Below are 20,741 nucleotides of genomic sequence, written 5' to 3' on the forward strand. Positions count from 1 at the left end.
GGGGAAGCCGTTTAACTACATTATTCTGGAATTTTTGAATCGCAGCCATATAAATTTTATATGTATAGACTTATATATAAATCTATCGATAAACATGGCTTAAAGAGGGTGGGGAAGGAAAGTCTAACTTACTGCCCCCAAAATTATTGAAAGAAAAAAAATTACTACTGAAAAATGAAAATTAAAATATTACCACAAACAAATGATAAAATAAAATAATCATTCTGAAATAGTGATTACTATTCCCAAGTAAAGAAATATGATTTCAACTGATAAGTAACAAAACCGAAAAATATTTTAATCAGCAGTAATTACCCAAAAGTTATGACAACCAAAAACAAAACATTAAAAAACAATGAAAATAATTTTCAAGATGAAGCAATGAAATTATTAAAAGAAGTAAATCAAAAATTGGATTACATAATAAATTTACTTAGGGATGAAGAACTAAAATATCCGTTCCATAATAACTACCAAGATTTCATTGAACATAACGATCATAAAAAGTTATAGGTCACGCACAAATCAAACTCACATTCACAACAACTAATTAAATTACAGCAAGCATATATCTCCATGATCAAAGAATCGGGATTGATAAAGCTGCTGTTATTTAATTATAACAACAGAAGTTTTCAATTAAAGAAAACAGTTATTTGGCCCGTTCCGGCTGAAATAAGCCCAAATACGACCAAATCGCCTAGATGAAAGACTGCAATCCTAATTCTACAAAAAACTAAGAAAATAATTCTAAAATACTTTGCAGACTCAATAATAAATCACTTGAGTCTGCAAACTTAAGCGGAGGAATATAAAATGAACTTAATCGAAAAACAAAATAATGGGACACTTTTCATTGACCCATCAAACAAAATTAAATCAATGTTAACGGAAAGAGAAGTAATGGAATTACTAACAAAATTAGATGAAGAAATTGAAAAGGATTCTTCATTAAATCTCAACATGTGGTCATTAAATTTTAACAACAAAGAAATATTTGGATTACTGGATGCAAGAGCCGGACCAAATGAAGAAGATCTGTTAAGAATAATCTTTTCCGAAGAATTCTGACCCGAAACACTAAACTCAAATAAATAAAAACAATTCATACAGACTCAATTAACATTACTTGAGTCTGTATAAAATAATCGGAGGTAAGAAAAATGAACATATTAAAAAAACAAAATGAAGGCTCACTATGCATAGTAGCCACAAGAGCAGTAGCAGCAAAACTGACACCTGAAGAAATGCAGGAAGCACTTCAAAAACTTGAAGTAAAAATGCAAAAACAAGATCCGCTTAACCCGGATCTTTGGACAGTATACGTCAACAACTATAAACTTTGGGGTATACTTGATCATAGAGCCGGACCAAACAGAGAGGATTTACTAACTGTATTATTCCCGGAAGATTATTAAATCTTCCAATTTATTTTTTTACAGCCTCAATCACAAAGTACTTGAGTCTGTAAAACGAGGTGGAAAAGATGGAATTACAAGAAAATAATACACTAGGAAGACTATATGTTATATATTCAAGGAAAGTAGCTTCAATATTAAACCAAGAAGAAAAAAAACAATTATTGGAAATACTAATCGAGAAAATCAACAACGAAAATCCGCAAGATATGGAAACATGGACTGTTAAAGTTAATAAGCATGAAATTTGCGGAATTTTCGATAAAGATGATGTTAACTTTTCCGCCGATTCACTAACTGTAGTATTCCTTAACGAATACGAAAACCCAAAATTTTACATTTAACAATTTAGGAGATCAAGCATCAAAACTTGACAGTTGTTTAGCCTTATAGTAGTTTATAAGTATGAAAAATACTTCAATGAACATCATACCCACAATAGCAGAAATTCAAAAAGCCGCTAATAAAAACCTCATATTAAAATTCTCAACCTTTGCAAAGTTAAAAAACATCAACAGAAACATGGTTTATCAATTAAGAGATTCAAACTCAATCGATACCATAAAAATTGACAAAGTTGAATTCGTAATAATGAACGACAAAGCAAAGAAATACCAAAAATCCAAATAACAACAAACCCTCAAATTAAAACCAATCACAAAGTAAAATAGTATTGGAAATTACTATAATAGGAAAACTATGACCAACTGCTAAACAACTGCAAAGTAAAAGTTTGATCTCCTCAAAAAAAAGGAGACCAGAACAATGCAGCACCAAATCCAAGAACAAATTTGCCAGTGTAATGACGGCAAATACAGACTAAAATCCAACTGCACCGAATTTAACGATGAATGGTATGAAACAGAATACCTAAACGAACAAACAATAATCTTTAACCATGAAAGATTTTGGATAGATGATTGTATCTACTCAGAATACTTAAACAAATACTTACCCGAAGATGAATTTTACGACTCTCACTACTATTGTACTGGATGTGATAGATACTATCACCAAAATGAAGAAAGTGAACACGTATACAGCGGAACAAGTTATTGCAGTGAATGTTACTATCAAAATCACACATACTGTCATAATTGCCAAGAACCAATAACCAACGATGAATCATATTATTCAGAAATCACAAACAACGATTATTGCGATAACTGCTACCACGATTTACACAGCTACTGCGAAAACTGCGGAGAAGATTACTGGAGTGACGACGGCTGTGACTGCGGAGTATCAATACATAATTACTCATACAAACCAAACCCAATATTCTTCAATAACTCAAAAGAGAAAAGCAAATATTACATAGGTGTAGAACTTGAAACAGAATCCAAAGGAAACGACAGGCAAAAATGTGCACAAGAAGTATGTGATATTTCTGAACTATTCTACTTAAAAAACGACAGCAGTATTGATGACGGATTTGAAATAGTAACACACCCATTCAGTTTTGAATGGTTCAAAGAACATAAAAACATATTCAAAAGTCTACTGGAAACCCTCAGAAGTAATGGATATAGATCATATAACACAACCACTTGCGGAATACACATCCACATATCCAAAAAATATTTATCCGGACTGGACTTAGCTAAACTGCATTTATTCTTCTGCCAAAATGAAGGATTTATAAAAACAATATCTCAAAGAAATCCAAACAACCTTGACCAATGGGGCAAGATAAAAAAAGATAAAAAAGCAATTTATGACCAAAGTAAAAAAAAGGGAGGAAGCGAAAGATACACCGCAATAAACCTTCAAAACCAACACACAATAGAATTTAGAATATTCAGAGGAACACTAAACGACTATTCATACTTCAAAAATATTGAATTCATAGCTGCAATATGCTCCTATGTGAAAACAACCTCACTACAACAACTAACATCAGAAACATTTTACAACTATGTAAAAAAAGACAAAAACTTCAAAAACCTAACAAAATTCATGGAGTCAAAAAAATGTGCATAATAATATTAAACACAAAAGAACACTTAACAAAAGAACTGTTAAATGAATGCTGGCAAACCAACAGCGACGGAGCCGGAATAATGTACGCAATAGATGGAAAAATAAACATCTTCAAAGAACTGAAAAATTTCAATACGTTTTATGAATATTACTCAACACTAAGAAAGGAATTTAAGAAAACAAAAATTGCACTTCACTTCAGAATAGCAACATCCGGAAACATAGATCTTTATAATATTCATCCGTTTTATGTAAATGAAAATCTCGCATTCATGCACAACGGAATAATAAACATACTGCTACAGAAAAAATCCAAAATTAGCGACACAATAGCATTCAACCAAAAAATACTAAAACAACTACCGCAAAACTTCCTAAACAACCACGCATTAGTTGAACTTATTTCAAGGTACGCAGAAAGATCAAAACTACTATTTATGAACAACCACGGCAAATACTGGATAATAAACGAACACCTTGGACATTGGGACAAAAAAGGTAACTGGTACAGCAATTACAGTTACTGCGAACTGCCATTCCTAAAACAACAAAACATAACTTGGACACACGATCTACTCGACTACGAATTTTGCCAATACTGCGGAATAGAATTACTTGAAGAAAGGGAAGTGGTAAATGAAACTTGCTACGGATGTATGCAAAAATTTGCAACTGAAATAGGGATATTCTAATATTTTTATTTAGGTTTCGTTAAAATGAGTTTATAAAAGTTAATCTAATTTTTTCAAACTAAGCCTACATTGAAACTACCGAGAAATACTCGGTAGTTTATTTTAAATTGAGTTCATTTGATTTTAAAGAGTAGAGTAAAAATCCTTTCTAAATAGAATTGCCTTTTAAATTGAGACTGTAAAATAACTTGTACAAATGTGATTTTAATAAATTAAAAATCATTAAATCTATTCTTAAAAATAAATGAAAAATCCAACTACCATAGTAATGTTGGAAAGAACAAATGTCCAACGTTGAAATGAGTCATTATTTTTGGTCAAAAAGTAAGTTTTTAAGAAAGGCTTGCCATCCTAAAAATGTTAGGATTTTAAGAAGATAAAAATAAAAAGGGATTTTTGGGGATGATGGAGATGATCACTTCTTCCGAAATTTTTGAAAGAATGACTAAAAGAATTTTTTCATAATAAACAATTTAAAACTCTGTCATTTAATTATTTTTAATATTTTAGTTGCTAACTTTAATTATTTTTCATATTTTTGAATTAACATTAATACTAAGGGTCATACTATGACAAGAAATGAGTTAATAATAAGAATTCAAGAAGAAATCCCTCAAGAATTTATTTTACGGATGCTAAAAAGTATTCCATATTTGTGGGAAGAATCGTTTAATTCATGTCGTAGTGAACATACGGATAAAACAGCCAAAGAATTATTTCCATATAAAAGAAGAGCATTAATTGAAGATTTTATGTATGAAGTTGGGAAAACAAATCCCGCCTTTAAGACAACTCAAATTGAAAATAGTGTTGGTAATTCAACTTTTTATGCACTTGAAACTGAAAGTTTTATAATTATACAATCAGTTGCAAATGGATGGAGTAATATACCACGGAAAGCTTTGTTTCGAGAAGATCTTAGTCAAGGTAATTTATTTGAAGAATTTTTATACAGTTCTAAACTAGAAAAGAAAATTTGTTTAATTTTAACTCATGGAGCTGAAAAACCATATTCCATTAGACCAGACTTCATTAAATTTTATATTGAGAATACTGGTTCAATATCATTAACTGATTTAATCATACCTCAACCTGAAATTATAATAAATGAAAAAACTGAATTAACTCTACCTAAATTAAAAGTTATTTAAAATATTAAATAAAGGAGTAGCGCTATGAATGATATTAAATCATTCAATCCAGAAAAATTAATCGAGGCGCGAGAGTTTAGAAAAATTACTAAAAATGAATTAAGTAAAAAAATCGACGTCTCAGTTCAATCACTTGTTGCATATGAAAAAGGTAAAGCAATTCCATCTTTTGATAGCATGAAAAAGTTAGTTGAGGCTTTAAGATTTCCTTATCAATTTTTTTTCCAAAATTCTGTAAGTGATAATGTTTCTAAAGTATTCTTTCGATCTTATGCTTCAGCAACTAAAAGTGAACGTAAAAGTCAGATATATAGAATAACTTGGCTTACTTCTGTTCTTTCCTTTATTGAAAAGTATTTCGAGTTAAATAATGCTAACATTCCAAGTGATTTTTATTCAAATCTTAGCTTTAAAGAAATTAAGGAAGAACAAATTGAATATTATGCAAATAAACTCAGAATTTACTGGAAAATAGGACTTCAACCAGTAACAAATATGATAAATCTTTTAGAAAGTAATAGTATCATAGTTGCAAAAGGTAATTCTGAATCTTCAAAAATTGATGCCTTTTCAAAGGTTGATCCTTTAACCAAAAATCCACTCGTTTTTTTAAGTTCATATAAAAATAATTATTATAGAACTAGATTTGATGCTGCACATGAATTAGGTCATATTATTCTTCACTCAAATCTTAGAAAAGAAGAATTAACAAATGAAAATTTAACTTACTTAGAAGATCAAGCAAATTATTTTGCAGGTGCATTTTTAATGCCAGCTGAGACATTTTCCAGAAATTTCTTTTATCCTTCTTTAGATGAATTTCTCAGATTAAAAAAATTTTCAGGTATGTCAGTAGCAGCATTAATAATGCGAGCTTCAAATCTTAATTTTATTTCAGAAGAAACAAAAACTAAATTATTTATGAATTATTCGAAGAGGAAATGGCGAACAAATGGTGAACCTCTTGATAATACTATTTTGCCAGAAGAACCAAAGTTTTTATCTCTATGTATTAATGCATTATTAGAAAAGAAAATACTAAAAGTCGGTGATATAATTGAGCAATTAAATTTGCCATTAGATGAAATAGCCAACTTGATAAATTTTGATTTTGCTAACTATAAAGAAAAGGAAAATCCTTACTTTATTGAAATCAAAATTAAAAAGAATGAAAATCAAAAAAGAAATTTGCAAATATTTGAATTAACGAAAAAAAAGGAAAATTAATATTGAGTTTAGTAATTAATTATTTAATTTCTATCAATAAAAAAGCCAAATTAGTTGACGCTAATCTGGCTTTTTAAACAAAAATTCCACACAATTAAATAATAAGACTTGCAGTGTGGTAGCGGGTGAAACTATTTAAATTGATTATTTAAAATACATTTCATCCCTAAAAAAAGCAAGTCCATTTTTCTTACTTTATGAGGATCTATAAAATGGATACCCCAAATGAGAAGAACACCGATGGACTAGTCAAAGTAGTTACTACAAAGATTAGAACTCGTAATGGCAAAATTATTTATGCAAAAGATTTCGGGCATAAATGTTTTGTTTTTTACGCAAAATCCAAAGGTTAATATCTGACCAGCTTCGGCTGGTCTTTTAATTTGAATAAATATTAAAAAATTAAAATAAATATTTTTTATTATAAATGTTTGATATTTTCTTGTTCATGAATTCTAAAAAAATTCGACTAATTAACATTTCTATTCTTCTTATAACATTACTTCTAATTTTTATTTCTGATACACTACTATTATTTCGCTTCGGATTGCCAATTGGGGAATGGGATCACGAACTACATTATAAGCACAGAAATAATATCTCTACTTTTTGGGAAAATGAAAATTCAAAACCACTCACAACAAACAGTCATGGTTTTCATGATGACGAATTCCCATTAAAAAAGAAAAAGAGAGAATTAAGAATATTGAATTTAGGGGATTCCATTACAATGGGACTTCATGTAAATAAAGATTCAACTTATTCTGCTTACATGGAAAAAATTCTAAAATTTTCTTTAAATTTCACTTATCACAAAAAAATCTATATAAAACAAAACTAAAAGTTTAAGATAATTACTATAGCATTAAATTTGTAATCTTAACTCATCACCAAATCTCTATAAACAGCTAAGTGACTTGCCGAACTTCTAAGAGATTTTAATACGCTTTTTATTTGACTGCTATAATTTTTGAAATCGCTGGAAAGGATTGTATATATTTTTTCACATTCTTCTGAATTTGAAGGCAGCATTATTTTTTGTCCTTTTATTTCTAAACTATCATAAAAGAATTTGAAAAGTTTTAATTGTCCATTACTGCTTAGGCTTACTGTAATTTTCTTATTCCCTTGTGTAAAAATTACATTGTAGGTATTAAATAAGTTTGAATCACCGGTTTTTGCAGTTTGGGGAAATTTTGCCGGAAGATTGGGAATATTAAAATCTTCTAAAGTTACATTTTCTGTTAATGAAAAATATGAATGTATTTCCGGAAAACGTTCTTGAATTAATTTAACCGAGGTTTGATAATCCGGTTTTTGTTTTGTTTTAGAAGTTGTTACTGAACTTGCTTTTTCATTTCTTTTGATTCTTTGTTCACTTGCTTCTTTATAAAATTTATCTAAGTCTTTTTCATTTAATCCAATTATGTCGAATAATATTTTATCTAATTTTCTTCTATCTACTTTTTTGATTTCTTCATAAATAGTTTCTTGTGGTCTATTTTTTAATGAATTATAAATTTTTATTAATTCAACTTTAAATGGAACTAAATATTTTGGATCAATAATCAAATTCTTTTCAACAACAATTACATCAATATCTGTTAACCCTTCTCCCATTTGACGAGCAAAAAGTTCAAGGAAATATCTGAAAAGTGTGCTGTTCATCAAAAGAAAAATAATATTACTTTCTTCTTCGTATTCAGTTTTTATACAAACGTTGTAATTAACTTTATCACAAAAAACTTTAGAAATCCTATTGTCAATCAATCCATATTTTTCATGAATTTTTGAAGGGAAAATAAAATCGCCAATTACTAAATCTTCACCAAGATTAAACCAATCTCTTTCGTGATTTTTAACTGTGGAAATTCTTTGAACATTTGTTGGTCGCTGATGTAAATTAAATTGTTTTTCGGCAATATTTACATAATCTGCAATTTTTATTTTATTCTTTTTAAGTTCTGCCAAAGTATAATTGCAAACCAGAACATGATATTTTAAATTGCTTTTGTCTACATCAAGATTATTTGCCTCTTTTTGAGTTTTAAATATTGGTTTGAAAAATCTTCTTTCTAGTAAATGATGATTATTTGTAAGCTCACTAAAATACCATCCTAATTTTTCCCAATTTATTTTACTTTTTCTTTTCTCAAATCCAAAATGAAGTTTAAATTCATCATCAGAAAGTTTACTAACTTTTTCAGTTTCATCAATAACATAAAAGAATTCATTCGCTCCAGATTTAATACCATATTTAACATCAACAATTTTACTTAAAGGAATTAATTTATCTCCGGCGGCTTCAATTATTTTATTATAAATTTCCGGCGAACGAAGATATTTTGCTCCCCAATTTCCGTTGTAATATTTTTCTTCAATAGTACTTTCTTCTTTTAACTCCTTTTGTATTTTTGTAATAATTAAGTAATCATCATTTTTGGTTGTCTTTTTTGTTTTCTCAATATTAGTTACAAATTTGTTAATATTTTCAAATCGATTTACATCGTCGCTTTTCCCTATAAGTTCTTTATAATCTTTATAAATTCTTACAAACTTTACAACATTATTTTCTCTTAAATCTGCATCCAAACATTTTTCAACAATTAAGATTACCGTATTGATTGATGCGGTTTCAAAACTTCTTACTTTTTGATTATCTATAATTGCAATTATTTTGAAATGATCTAAAAGAAATTCTTGTAATCCGGTTCCGAAAGCAACATCAAGCCAACTGCTAGAAATAACGTAACCTAACTTTCCACCAACTTTAAGAAATGAAGCTGTGTGCATTAGATAATAAACATACAAATCACTTTGCTGATTTATCTTTCTGATTTTGTGTTCCTTTTTTGCGAGATCAGTCCACGTTTCTTTATCTTCAATTAATTCTTGTCGTATATAAGGCGGATTGCCAACGCACGCATCAAATTCCGGTATTTTTACTTTATTGTATTTTTCTTTTGTTTCTTTAACATCAAATAAATTTGACTTATTCTGAAAAATTAAATTCTGAAATGAGTTTTGCTTAATATCCGAAAAATCTTTTGTAATAATTGCCGGATAGTTATGAAGTTCTTTAATATCCAAAAGAGAAAGATTCATGCTTGCTAAAAGTACCGGGAATGGCGCAATATCAATTCCCCAAAGTCTTTCAAGTAAATGAATGTGTTTTACATTTGGATCGAAATATTTCATTAGTGCATAAGCACGAACCAAAAAAGTTCCGGCACCGCATCCGCTATCCATTACAGTTTTTGTGTTTTTATTTATGCAGAAAGCATTAACAATATCAACTTCATTTGTACTTGTAAAATGCTGACCACGATCATGTTGTTCTTGGTTATCAATAAGTGTATTATAAATTGAACCAATTATATCAAGGCTTAGATCATGAAATTCAAGATTTTTAATTTGCTCAACATTAGATTTTAATTCCGGCAAATATTTTTTTGGATAAGTAAATTCATCCAACACAGATTGTTTGAATATTGATTCATAATCATGAACCAAAACATCATTAAATCTTTCTCTCAATAATTTATTTAATAATTCTTTGTCTTCCGGAATTGTAAGAGTTTTAAGGTTCAGTTCGGGAACATCACGCTGAAGATAAGAATAAAAAATGATTTTCAAATACAGTAAATAATTCGCCAGTTGTGATAAATTGTAAATATCATCATCATGGAAATTTATTGTTACATGAAAAATATCTTGCGATTGTAAGTATTCTCTAATTTTCTTTTTAAGATTATTATCTTCCTTTATTCTTGGAATCATCTCATCACTCATTTGAGCAGAAGCTTCCAAAATGTATGAAGATAATTTATTGATAAATTGCTTATCAATAGAATCCCAATGAATTTCTTGAATGTTATGAACTAAATTGCTTAAATCAGTTAAAAAGGATTTAATAATAGGCTGTAATTGTGTTAAATAAGTTTGAGAAATTACATCATTATCATTTCTAACATTTGGCAAATAATAAAGCTTAATTTTACGTTCAAGAATTGTTGTGTTTGGTTTGAAAGTTTTAAATAAAACCAACTGACGAGGTGTTCCGGTAACGCAATATTCAATGCCATTATTAAGTGCTTTTGTCATTGCATCTTTTACAAGAATTTCATCTGTCGCATCCCAGCTTGAATTTTTAAGTTCAATAAAAACTTTTTTAGAAGAATCTACCGAAGAATTAATAATTGTATCACTGAAACGATTTTCACCAATTCCAACGTTTTGTTCTTGATTAGCAGAAGTAAATTTTAGCTCTGGATTTTCTTTAAATATTTGATTGAAAGTTGTAAGTAAAACACCTTGAAAAGTTCTTTCATTAGCTTTGTAGTTGGACATAAGTTTTGAATTATCATATATTGCTCAGAAAAATAAACAATTTCAGACTTTAATTAAATGATTTTTAATGAAAATATTATCTGAAAGAAAACAATTATTGGTTCGATTTCAAGGCAATTTTATTATATTTGCCTTGTAATAGAACCAAGGATAAATATGGATGAGCTAATTAAAATATTTAAAGATCATAAAGGTTATGCCCGTATGATTGATTTGAAAAAAAAAAGAATTCATACACGTACTATAAAAAAGGCTGTAGATACAGGAATACTTGAGAAAATTAAACCTGGGCTATATAAACTTAATAACTATCCTTGGGATGAATTTGAGAGTTTTATTGATATTTGTAAAGCCAATAGAAATGCCGTTATTTGTCTACTGTCTGCAGCTTCACATTGGGAACTTAATACATTTAACCCAAATCAAATAAATGTAGCTGTCCCGCATAGTACAGATAAATTTAGTATTGATTTTCCTCCGGTAAAGGTTTTCTACTATGCAGATAAGTATTATCCGGATGGAATTGAAATAATTAAAACAAAAAACGGATCATTTAAAGTTTATAATAAGGAAAAAACTATTTGTGATCTATTTAGATATCAAAAAAAGGTTGGTGAAGATATAGCAATTGAATCCCTAAAAACGTATATCAGTAATAAGAAATTGAGAAGCATCCCAAAACTACTTGAGTATGCTGAAAAAAATAATGTAGCTAAGAAAATTCAACCTTTACTTAAGGGAATGTTGAAATGAAGCAGATAAAAAATATTCCCATTTCTGTTAAAGAAAAACTTAAAAATATTTCTACAACTTCTGGAAAGGATTTTAACAAAGTACTAAGACAATATATTCAAGAAAGATTTTTGTATCGATTATCAAAATCTGCCTTTTCTGAAAATTTAATTCTTAAAGGTGCACTACTTTTTTTAGCATATAACATAAGCAGATCAAGACCAACAAGAGATATTGATTTCTTGGGGAATAAAATATCTAACAATGCAAAAGATATTAAAAGCATCATTAAAACCATTACCGTAATTGACTGTGAGGATGGACTTAAGTTTGACCAAAATAATATTGAAGTAGAAAATATTGTTGAAGAAGGGGATTATCATGGAGTTAGAGTAAAAATAAATGCAAAACTTGGGACAATAAAAGACAGAATACAAATTGATATTGGGTTTGGAGATAAAATTACTAATGGACCAATTGAAATTGAATATCCAACAATGCTTGATATGCCAATTCCCAAATTAAAAGTATATTCGCTTGAGACAGCAATTGCAGAAAAGTTTGAAGCGATTGTATCATTACAGCTTCAAACAAGTAGAATGAAAGATTTTTACGACATTTATTTTATTGCAAGTAAAAATGAATTTGATCTCTTAAAGCTAAGCCAAGCGATAAAAATTACTTTTGAAAATAGATCAACAAATATTGAAGATTCAAAATACATTTTTGAAGAAAAATTTAAAGAAGATAAAATAAAAATTGAACAGTGGAAATCCTTCATCGACAGAAGTGAATTAAAGGATGAAATTGGTTTTTCTTCTGTTGTTGACATTATAAAAAAGTTTATTGAACCGGCATGTAATGTAAATTCTAAAAGTAAAACATGGAATCCTCCAAAAGCAATCTGGAACTAATCAGATCTCCCTCAACCAAAATATTTATATACTAGTAGTTCGATTAATACGTTAAGTGGAGTTTATACGTGATTAGGTTATGGATATAAAGTCATATTTGTTGGAAAAAAGAGAACACATAAATAGCCAGTCAAGTAAGATTTCAGACTATACAATTTTTGATTTTAACTATGTTCCGGAAAATCCACTGATACGAGAAGAAACCAAGCAGATTATTGATGCTTTTCTAAAGTATGAAAAAACAAACATTCCGGTTAACCAGGTTATTTTTGGATCACGTGGAAGCGGTAAAACATTAATGATAAAATATTTGGAACAGATTTTTAGTGAAGAATCTTCGCTAAATATTTTGTATGCAAATGTTAGATATTATTCTACTTCTTTTAAAATTCTTGCGCATTTATTAAATGTAAGTTCAAGAGGTTTATCTCTTTCTGAATTATACAACCGGTTTAGAGAAAAGTATAATTCAAAAACAATAATCATACTTGATGAAGTTCATTTATGGGCTCCAAAAGAACGGCAAAGGGAATTACTGTATTTTCTTTCAAGAGATAACAGAAACTATATGATTTTAATGTTAAGTAATGATCCCAGATTTTTAAATGAAATTGATCAAAGTGTAAAATCAACACTTCAACCCGAGTTAATTCACTTTCGAAATTATGATGCCGATGAAATAGAAAAAATTCTAAATGAAAGAACAAAAACCGGCTTAAAAACAATTGAAGATGGAATAAATTCAAAAATATCAGCTTATACAGTAAGAGAAGCAAATTCGGATGTAAGGGTTGCACTTAAATCTTTATTTTATTGGGCAACCAAAGGCGAAGAGAAAATAGAGCAATGTTTTGAAAATGCCAGACGGGACATCTATGTTGATCTGATTGGAGATCTTTCGGATACTAATCTTCTTATTCTCAAAGCCGCTTGTCAGATTGTTGATAAGTTTGCAAAAAAGGTTCATATGAGTTATGTGGATTTGGCAAGGAGCAATCGGGAGCAAGCGTGCTCCTATGTACATTTTTATAATCAATTATCATATCTTCAATCATTAGGGCTAATTATGATGCTCTCAACCAAAGTAAATAAAACATATGCAAATAGAATTACAATTCTGTGCAATGAGAAAATTGTGCATCATGTTTACAAATTGAGATATAATTAAGGTTTCATTTTGGGATCATTTTTTTGGCGAGAATATATTTTAACAAATTCATTGTAAACATCATCAAGTGATAAATTTGAATCAATATTTTCAATTACTTGATCATGAAAAGGTGTAAAAGAATCGTCAATAATAATTTTGTTTAACTTTAAATATCGAAGAATTATTATAAATCCTTGACTATAAGGTTGAAATAAAACATCGTCAGCTAAATTTATTCTTTCATACAAATATTCAGAAGAATATCCATGATATATTTTGATATATTCTAAATAGAATTGGTAGGTTAAACTGTCAAGACTACCATCGAATTCATCTAATAATAAATCAGCTGATATTTTATTGTTTTCGGATGATAGATCTACTAAAAATTCATCATCGATAGTAAGGTAATTTATAGTTGTACAACAACTCCCTAAACTAAATACCAATAAAACAAAGAATAAATATTTTTTCATTCTAAACCCAAAATGAAGGAATTAAGTCAAGATCATTATTAGAAGCTAATGGCCTACCAGTATCCAAATCAATTCCCGGGATATCTAACTCAGTAATCGGTTCCCCATTCAAATAAATGTAGTTAAATGATTTCTTCAAAATAGGGATTAAACGTGAATAATAATGAGGTAATATATCATCAAAATAAATGATTTTTGGTTTTTTGAGAAAATTTAAATCCCGGTCTACCGGTTTTGTTAAAACTAAATACATATCCTTATTTGCTCGAAGTTCACTATAATCTTTAAAAAGAAATACATCAATAATTCCGATTATTTTATAAATAAATGGATGTTCTCCTTCAGCAATTCCGAACATTCTATGTAACCCATTTATCCATCCTAGAATATCATTATTAGAATACTTTTTATTATAAGTTTTTTCAATCATTTTGATAAAATAATCCAACACTATATTTATTTCTGGAAGAAACGTTGGGTTTAGTAACTGATCATGTAAATTTGTGTTATTTAGATTAAGTGCAGATCCACTTGATTCAGTAAGATAATCATATAAAAGCACGTCTAATTTCATTTCAAGAACTCTGTGTTCCTCTTGATGTTCGTGGTAATCTCCGACCATATCCCTTATAAAAGGATGAATAATGCCATCGGCTACAATATGAGCAATGTATCCAACAAAAAAGCAGAATGCATATCTAATCTGTTTTTTTGTTAGTTTAGATTTATTTTTATTCAATTTATCCAGTGCATAAATTGGTAATTGGTAAGTTTTTTCATAGTGGAATTTATCAGCTAAATCACTTTCTGTTGTAAAGAAAAAATCATCGTCTGCTATACTCGCATAAGGTAAATCCGGAGCCACAGACCCGATTTGAAAAAAGTCCATTCCGGATTGCAATACCAGCCTAAGATTTGGAGGAAGATCTTGCAAAAGTGTATTTTTTGCTAATAAAATATGAGTTATTCCACTTGGCATAAATTAAAACATATCTAAGTCAATAAAATCATAAATTAACTTAATTATTTAATATTGTCAATAAAACATTAAAATACTAAATATATTTAAATTCATTGAGTGTGTAGGGTTTATACGTTATGTAGTTGCCAAATATCTTGATAATCATTTAATAATATGTTACTACTTAAAAATGAACTGATAGTCAGAGTTAGTACTGATAATTTTACGTATAAACTCAGCACCCTTAAGTTTCCACACCGCAACAATCCGGACAAAAATAATTATAACTTGGAGGTCTTTCTTGCTCAATTTCTTGCCAAATTGTATCAAAGTTAAATACAGAGTCAAAAAAATAGACTATTCCTCTGCCTTGCTAACGGTTCAAAATTGGGCTTTTTTTTATTCAACTTTTCAGTTTATTTTAAGGATAGATTTGATGATTTTTAATATCTAAATTTCCTATTTACAAAAAACTTTACACTCTATAAAATTTAGTTTTTTATTAACTGAGTTACATTTGTTATAAATACCTCCTCAGTCATTTTACCCTTTTTAACTTTTCTAGCCCAAAGCATAATTTGATCTTTATTATCTTCATCTTTAATATCATTAATCCATTCAGCATAATTTGTGTAATTAAACTCCTTTTCATTATCCCCATCTAGCCAATCTGAAATTTCAATAACTTCATTCAGTTTTTTAAGTAGTGCTTCATCTTTGAAATTCATTATTTTGTTATTTGATAGAATACACAACAATCCGCCAACTAATAAATTAGAAAGATAACCTAAGTTCTTATAAAATCTTGAAAAATACATTGGAAGGATTGAAAGTGCATCAATTTCAAAATTTTTAAGCAGTCTTAATGCTATTAAATTATTGATTTCATTTTTTAAAATAGTAGATTGAATTCTGTCTATGATCAATGTTCCGTTTCTTACAACTAAATCTAATTCCAAAAAGTTAATTATGCCTTCAGCTATTGCTAAAGTGGTAAGGCTATCTTGTGATAAATCAAAAAGATTCATTGCCAGATTAAATTGACCATGCTTTGTAAATTCAATAGCCATATTCTTAATAATGTGATGTTCGTTAGAATCATTTCCAATCATTTTAATAAAAACAAATGCTTCATCAATTCTTTCCTGTTTTGATAGCTCAATGGCAATTTCACTAAATAATTCAACTTTGTTAGGAAAGTATCCAATCATATCAATGACATTGAAAACCTTTCTAATATTACCTTGCTTTGCCAATTCTAATGCTATACTACTTAATTTACCGGATTTATATTCCCCTTCGTTTTCACTACTATTAATTATTTTAATTGCCTCATCATAATTTGAATCAGATTTACTTATCTCGCCTTTACTGAACATTATTCCGGAAAACTTTATTAAGGAAATAGATTTCCAATAATCATCTTTAATTTTATTGAAAATATCTAAAGCAAGTATAATGTCTCCACGGCTGTATAATTTACAAGAAATTTCATGTAGTATTTCAGATTTTTTAAATTCATTTTCAATCAACTCAAGATATTCAAGTGATTCATTTAACTTTCCTTGTTTAAAAAGTTCCTCACAGACTAGAATTAATAAACTTGATTTATCAAACTCATCATCAATCTGAAAAATATTTATCAGAGTCTCATTGAATACTTTTTTTGATTCTAAGTCATTTCCTAATTTGAAATATACTTCAGAAATTCGTAATAATAGTATATAATTAAAAAACTTATCTTTTGAATATTTTAAATATTTAAAGCATTGTTCAATTGTTTTTTGATTTAGTAATTCATCAGTAAAGCACGTTAAAATTTCCAACTTAAAAACAACAATTTCTGTCTTGTTTATAAACTTCAGCACTTCATCAAATAATCCATGTTTTAATAAGAGTAAGCATATGTCATAAATTACAATATCATCTTTAAAATTATTTTCTAATATATATTGAATCACACTTATTGAATTTTCTATTTTCCCACTTTCAAAAACTCCATTCAATATTCTAAATAAAGTGAAATCATCAAATCTACTTTTAACCACTAAATTTAAAACTTCTTTTACTTTCCCTTGTTTGCATAATACAAATGATATCTTTTCAATTAAATCATGAAGATGCTCAATTTTAATTTTATCAACTATTTTTATGGATTTTTCTAAAAATAGTTCTGTCGACCAGATTTTACCCTTTTTAAATATTTTTTCAGAAATTACTCTTGAATATTTATATCCAAAACAATTTTCCTTAAGATATTCCAAAATCTCTAAGGCCTTATTTATATCTTCATTACAAAATAATTCGGTAATTATTTCAACTAATAAATCAAATTTTAAACCTGCATCATTAATTCTTTTTTCTAGCTTTATTGATTCTTCAACTTTTCCTTGTCTTAAAAACTCAATGATAATATTATAAATTGCTAAATCTTTCTCGTTATAATGTTCTATACTTTCTGCTGCCGTTATTGCATCTTCTAGCATCACTTCTGCCAAACTTAATTGATCAGTATTAAATAAATCCTCAGCTAATTTTGTTAGTGTTAAGGATTTAAGATAATAATCTGATATATTTCCTATATATTTTTCTGATTCTACAGATTTACCTCGCCTAAGCAGAGTCAATACATTATCTTTCAACGCCAGTGATTTCTCTTTTTCATTTGCAAAATTGTCAATGATATTTTCACTAGCTTCTTCTTGCCCTTGTAAAAATAACTCTCGACTAATTGCTAAGTAGGTTTCAAATTTTTCATATTCATTTTTTGTATTGCTTGTAATTTCAATAGCGTTTTCTAAAATTTCTTTGGATTCATCGAATTTCCCTTCATTAAAAAGTAGATTAGAGTATTTTATCATAATCCTGGAGATGCACAATTCATCATCTATCTTATCTAAGATATTTATTGCTTCTTCAATTCTAGCATGATCAAGGAAATGTATAACCACTTTTTCTAATGCTAAAGATTTTAGAAGGGAGTCTTCAATATTTTCTGCAATTTCAAGTGATTTTTCAATTCTTTTTTGATTTAACAATTCACTTGAAATCTCTTCTAAACAGTTATTTTTAGTAAAATTATATTCAATTTTTTCTGTAATATTAATTGCTGATTCCAGAATGAAATCAGCCTCTTCATAATTACCCTCTCGGAATTGTAACTTAGAAGCTGCAATAAATAATTTAACTTTATCTTTACCATTGGTTTTCTCAGTAAATAACGATAACAGTTTAAAAAATTGATAATTGAAATTATCTTTTAATAAACTATTAAATTCGTAAAAATTAGATGGTTCTACTTTTTCTATGATAAAACCCCAATAAGATTCATCCAATTTTGATATAACCAATATAATATAACCCAAAGGTAATACTCTTTCTATATCTAGCAATGAATTATCTTTAGGTAAGTTTTCTTCCATATCATTAATTATTAACTCTACTACTTCATTTCTTTCTTTATCTGCTGCTCTATTCAAAAGTTTAAAGTATAAGATTACTCGATCTTTCACTTCGTAGTTCTTTATCCTTTCTAAAGCTTTTCTATAGTTTTGTTCTCCTCCTTCTTTTATCCATCTCTTTATCTGTTCTAGACTATTATTTGAACTCAAATTTAGTCTTGCAGCTTCTATTCCTATCTCTATCAGTTTATATGAGTCGCCCTCCCATGCTCTTAAGCCTAGTTCAACTGCTTGAAACCCAGCTTCGTATTGTTCTGTTACTTCAATCTGCTTCTTCTGATATTCTTGATTTATTATTAACTCAAATAATTCTTCTTTCTCATTTTGGTTATATAAGTGTACTGAATAATTTTTTAATGGATACAATAGATCTTCCTTAACCTTGAATTCCTTCCACTTTCTACAAAAGTCTAATATTTTTAATTCACATTGTCTAATATCCAACTTTTTCTCTTTTGTTAAGTACTCTCGCATACTTTCATGAAATAATTGATATTTTTTCTCTTCTGTTGATGGATTATCCATAAGCACTTCTTGCAAGGCTGTTATGACTCTTTCTGATGTTGCTGGCCCATACCCTAATATTATCTCTAACTGATGTTGTGTTAAATAGTCCTTAGCTGCAGCAAATGTATATAAGCTTCTTAAGATGTAATCTCCATCCTTGAACATTGAATATCTTTCGATGAAGAGTTTATAAAATTCGTCTATTTTTGTTGGTAGTTTTATTCCATCCTTTAATTTTATTTCTCCTTCTTCTATTGCTAGAGTTAGCATTTTGAGATATAATGGATTTCCTTCTGATTTCTTTAATATCTCTTCAACTTGTTCTTGGTTGATGGCGTATTTGTCTGTTACTTCATATAAGATTGCCCTAATATCTTCTGCTTTTAGCCCTTTAATCTTTTCTTTTTTCTTATAGTCCACTGACTGTCTGTTGTAGAAGTTTTCAACTTCTCGAGTCCATCGGCTTCCATAAACTATTAATACATCCTTGTAGGTATCATTTATTATGTAGTTAATTATTTCATTCTCATTTCCCTCATCTAATCCATCAATAAATATTAGCACCTTTACTCTTTTTTCCATTTTACTTATTCTTCTTAGTCGTTCTTCTAATTTCTTCTTCTTTTCATCATTTGTTACACCCGGGTCAATTCCGGTCTTAAATTCTCCTTCAAGTCTTTTATTTAGATAATCTAGCATTTCGCCCGGTTTTGAATAATCTGTTCCTCTCTTTATAAAGTAATCAATTAACAATACATTGCTTTTTATTTCTGATTTTATCTCCTTGAAAATTTGAGCTAAAAGTGCACTTTTTCCAACTCCTGGATTACCGTACAAGAATAGATAGCCTTTATCATTTTTATTTATCCATTCTTTAATTTGTTTTCTTTCTTGTATTCTACCTTTAAATACTTCAGTTAACTCTTCAATCCTTTCTTTGAATTCTTTAGTTGTTTTTAATTTCCAAGCGTCGGTGTTTAATACACTTTGAAATTCTTCATAGATTTCTTTATCTCTTATATGTACTGCCTCTGCGTAATTTAGAAAACCTACTTCCTTCTTTCTTTTCAAGTCGTTGAAAAAGACATACTTCATTAAATACTTGTTTTCATCTTTGACCATTTTTCTATTATACAAAATTGGAAATAAGTCTAGCTTTTCTCCATCGTCTCTTACTAAATATACATGATTAGCTGTTTGTTTACCTTGTCCTTCATTGCTTAATTCTAACTGAGTTTTATTTAACCATTCTGCTGAAAGCCAATCTTCTAGTATTGGATTCATTATTTCTAAATCTTTTTCACATTCTTGGTCATTGGGTGTTGCTCCATGAGCATATTTATTTCTCAAACTGATAACATTATCAACATTTTTTTTGTCCCATATTGTAAAGTATGTTATGAATTCCGGAATGAAAGTCTCATATTTATTCTTTTTCATTTCTTTGATGATTTGTCTGCTGAAGTACTGCCATGTACCTAAAGAAGGTACTCTTAAACCCTCAACCAGTAATCCTTTAATTCGTTCAGATACTTTTTTGTGTCTAAAGTAGTCGGAAACTATGACTGCCGTATGGGTCTTTAATATTGACTCAAAAATGTCTATTTGGCGATGTATTCTTCGAAATGGTTGGCTTTCTGAATTATACAACTCTATAATATTGCTAATTTGGGGATGATTCATATTCTACTCATTTGCTAATTAATTATTACCTCTTAA

Annotated in this window: 17 protein-coding genes; 13 read left to right on the plus strand and 4 right to left on the minus strand. The window is 28.5% G+C overall.

The genetic code is table 11. The features are described from left to right. Positions 1-324 precede the first annotated feature (324 nt). The 10 genes from IPH62_11525 (at position 325) to IPH62_11570 (ending at position 7,312) form a co-directional block, all read left to right on the plus strand. Positions 325-513, plus strand: a complete 189-nt coding sequence (locus IPH62_11525) for a hypothetical protein (GenBank protein MBK7105902.1) — start codon at positions 325-327, stop codon at positions 511-513. A 303-nt stretch (positions 514-816) separates the two neighbouring features. Further along, positions 817-1,071 carry a hypothetical protein gene (locus IPH62_11530; GenBank protein ID MBK7105903.1) on the plus strand — a complete coding sequence of 85 codons (255 nt, stop codon included), beginning with the start codon at positions 817-819 and terminating at the stop codon, positions 1,069-1,071. 92 nt (positions 1,072-1,163) lie between these two features. Then, positions 1,164-1,418 carry a hypothetical protein gene (locus IPH62_11535; protein ID MBK7105904.1) on the plus strand — a complete coding sequence of 85 codons (255 nt, stop codon included), beginning with the start codon at positions 1,164-1,166 and terminating at the stop codon, positions 1,416-1,418. A gap of 68 nt (positions 1,419-1,486) precedes the next feature. Next, on the plus strand, positions 1,487-1,762 hold the full coding sequence (locus tag IPH62_11540) for a hypothetical protein (GenBank protein MBK7105905.1): 276 nt from the start codon (positions 1,487-1,489) through the stop codon (positions 1,760-1,762). Between the two features lie 61 nt (positions 1,763-1,823). Continuing rightward, the gene (locus IPH62_11545) at positions 1,824-2,048 is read left to right on the plus strand and encodes a hypothetical protein (protein ID MBK7105906.1); all 225 of its coding nucleotides are present in this window, start codon (positions 1,824-1,826) and stop codon (positions 2,046-2,048) included. A gap of 135 nt (positions 2,049-2,183) precedes the next feature. After that, positions 2,184-3,401 (plus strand): amidoligase family protein, encoded by a 1,218-nt coding sequence (locus IPH62_11550; GenBank protein MBK7105907.1) that lies wholly within the window; start codon positions 2,184-2,186, stop codon positions 3,399-3,401. Beyond that, a complete protein-coding gene (locus IPH62_11555; GenBank protein MBK7105908.1) occupies positions 3,392-4,093 on the plus strand; it encodes a class II glutamine amidotransferase in 702 nt (233 codons plus the stop codon). The genes IPH62_11550 and IPH62_11555 overlap by 10 nt, the downstream gene beginning before the upstream one ends. 569 nt (positions 4,094-4,662) lie before the next feature. Continuing rightward, positions 4,663-5,244: a hypothetical protein gene (locus tag IPH62_11560; GenBank protein ID MBK7105909.1), complete on the plus strand. Its 582-nt coding sequence runs from the start codon at positions 4,663-4,665 to the stop codon at positions 5,242-5,244. Between the two features lie 24 nt (positions 5,245-5,268). After that, a complete protein-coding gene (locus IPH62_11565; GenBank protein ID MBK7105910.1) occupies positions 5,269-6,471 on the plus strand; it encodes an ImmA/IrrE family metallo-endopeptidase in 1,203 nt (400 codons plus the stop codon). Between the two features lie 427 nt (positions 6,472-6,898). Next, positions 6,899-7,312, plus strand: a complete 414-nt coding sequence (locus IPH62_11570) for a hypothetical protein (protein MBK7105911.1) — start codon at positions 6,899-6,901, stop codon at positions 7,310-7,312. Between the two features lie 38 nt (positions 7,313-7,350). On the opposite strand, the gene IPH62_11575 is transcribed toward IPH62_11570, so the two are convergent. Next, a complete protein-coding gene (locus tag IPH62_11575; protein ID MBK7105912.1) occupies positions 7,351-10,821 on the minus strand; it encodes an SAM-dependent DNA methyltransferase in 3,471 nt (1,156 codons plus the stop codon). Positions 10,822-10,977: 156 nt separating this feature from the next. Here IPH62_11575 and IPH62_11580 point away from each other — a divergent pair, with 156 nt between their 5' ends. The 3 genes from IPH62_11580 to IPH62_11590 all read left to right on the plus strand — a co-directional run bounded on the left by IPH62_11580 (position 10,978) and on the right by IPH62_11590 (position 13,635). After that, positions 10,978-11,574 (plus strand): type IV toxin-antitoxin system AbiEi family antitoxin domain-containing protein, encoded by a 597-nt coding sequence (locus IPH62_11580; protein ID MBK7105913.1) that lies wholly within the window; start codon positions 10,978-10,980, stop codon positions 11,572-11,574. Continuing rightward, entirely contained in the window at positions 11,571-12,467 is an 897-nt protein-coding gene (locus tag IPH62_11585) for a nucleotidyl transferase AbiEii/AbiGii toxin family protein (protein MBK7105914.1), read from the plus strand. The genes IPH62_11580 and IPH62_11585 overlap by 4 nt, the downstream gene beginning before the upstream one ends. A 79-nt stretch (positions 12,468-12,546) precedes the next feature. Then, positions 12,547-13,635 (plus strand): orc1/cdc6 family replication initiation protein, encoded by a 1,089-nt coding sequence (locus IPH62_11590; GenBank protein MBK7105915.1) that lies wholly within the window; start codon positions 12,547-12,549, stop codon positions 13,633-13,635. Here the strand turns inward: IPH62_11590 and IPH62_11595 are convergent. The 3 genes from IPH62_11595 to IPH62_11605 all read right to left on the minus strand — a co-directional run bounded on the left by IPH62_11595 (position 13,632) and on the right by IPH62_11605 (position 20,705). After that, positions 13,632-14,093 (minus strand): hypothetical protein, encoded by a 462-nt coding sequence (locus IPH62_11595; protein MBK7105916.1) that lies wholly within the window; start codon positions 14,091-14,093, stop codon positions 13,632-13,634. The two genes, IPH62_11590 and IPH62_11595, sit on opposite strands and share 4 nt — an antisense overlap. A 1-nt stretch (position 14,094) precedes the next feature. Then, entirely contained in the window at positions 14,095-15,072 is a 978-nt protein-coding gene (locus tag IPH62_11600; GenBank protein MBK7105917.1) for a zinc dependent phospholipase C family protein, read from the minus strand. Between the two features lie 473 nt (positions 15,073-15,545). Then, positions 15,546-20,705 carry an AAA family ATPase gene (locus IPH62_11605; GenBank protein MBK7105918.1) on the minus strand — a complete coding sequence of 1,720 codons (5,160 nt, stop codon included), beginning with the start codon at positions 20,703-20,705 and terminating at the stop codon, positions 15,546-15,548. Between the last annotated feature and the right edge of the window lie 36 nt (positions 20,706-20,741).

This window comes from Ignavibacteriota bacterium (assembly GCA_016708125.1).
Lineage (GTDB): Bacteria > Bacteroidota > Ignavibacteria > Ignavibacteriales > Melioribacteraceae.

What these genes read in the sequence shown, in the direction of transcription:
- IPH62_11525 (MBK7105902.1), top strand. Translation starts at nt 325, where the DNA reads ATGACAACCAAAAACAAAACATTAAAAAACAATGAAAATAATTTTCAA.
- IPH62_11530 (MBK7105903.1), top strand. Translation starts at nt 817, where the DNA reads ATGAACTTAATCGAAAAACAAAATAATGGGACACTTTTCATTGACCCA.
- IPH62_11535 (MBK7105904.1), top strand. Translation starts at nt 1,164, where the DNA reads ATGAACATATTAAAAAAACAAAATGAAGGCTCACTATGCATAGTAGCC.
- IPH62_11540 (MBK7105905.1), top strand. Translation starts at nt 1,487, where the DNA reads ATGGAATTACAAGAAAATAATACACTAGGAAGACTATATGTTATATAT.
- IPH62_11545 (MBK7105906.1), top strand. Translation starts at nt 1,824, where the DNA reads ATGAAAAATACTTCAATGAACATCATACCCACAATAGCAGAAATTCAA.
- IPH62_11550 (MBK7105907.1), top strand. Translation starts at nt 2,184, where the DNA reads ATGCAGCACCAAATCCAAGAACAAATTTGCCAGTGTAATGACGGCAAA.
- IPH62_11555 (MBK7105908.1), top strand. Translation starts at nt 3,392, where the DNA reads ATGTGCATAATAATATTAAACACAAAAGAACACTTAACAAAAGAACTG.
- IPH62_11560 (MBK7105909.1), top strand. Translation starts at nt 4,663, where the DNA reads ATGACAAGAAATGAGTTAATAATAAGAATTCAAGAAGAAATCCCTCAA.
- IPH62_11565 (MBK7105910.1), top strand. Translation starts at nt 5,269, where the DNA reads ATGAATGATATTAAATCATTCAATCCAGAAAAATTAATCGAGGCGCGA.
- IPH62_11570 (MBK7105911.1), top strand. Translation starts at nt 6,899, where the DNA reads ATGTTTGATATTTTCTTGTTCATGAATTCTAAAAAAATTCGACTAATT.
- IPH62_11575 (MBK7105912.1), bottom strand. Translation starts at nt 10,821, where the DNA reads ATGTCCAACTACAAAGCTAATGAAAGAACTTTTCAAGGTGTTTTACTT.
- IPH62_11580 (MBK7105913.1), top strand. Translation starts at nt 10,978, where the DNA reads ATGGATGAGCTAATTAAAATATTTAAAGATCATAAAGGTTATGCCCGT.
- IPH62_11585 (MBK7105914.1), top strand. Translation starts at nt 11,571, where the DNA reads ATGAAGCAGATAAAAAATATTCCCATTTCTGTTAAAGAAAAACTTAAA.
- IPH62_11590 (MBK7105915.1), top strand. Translation starts at nt 12,547, where the DNA reads ATGGATATAAAGTCATATTTGTTGGAAAAAAGAGAACACATAAATAGC.
- IPH62_11595 (MBK7105916.1), bottom strand. Translation starts at nt 14,093, where the DNA reads ATGAAAAAATATTTATTCTTTGTTTTATTGGTATTTAGTTTAGGGAGT.
- IPH62_11600 (MBK7105917.1), bottom strand. Translation starts at nt 15,072, where the DNA reads ATGCCAAGTGGAATAACTCATATTTTATTAGCAAAAAATACACTTTTG.
- IPH62_11605 (MBK7105918.1), bottom strand. Translation starts at nt 20,705, where the DNA reads ATGAATCATCCCCAAATTAGCAATATTATAGAGTTGTATAATTCAGAA.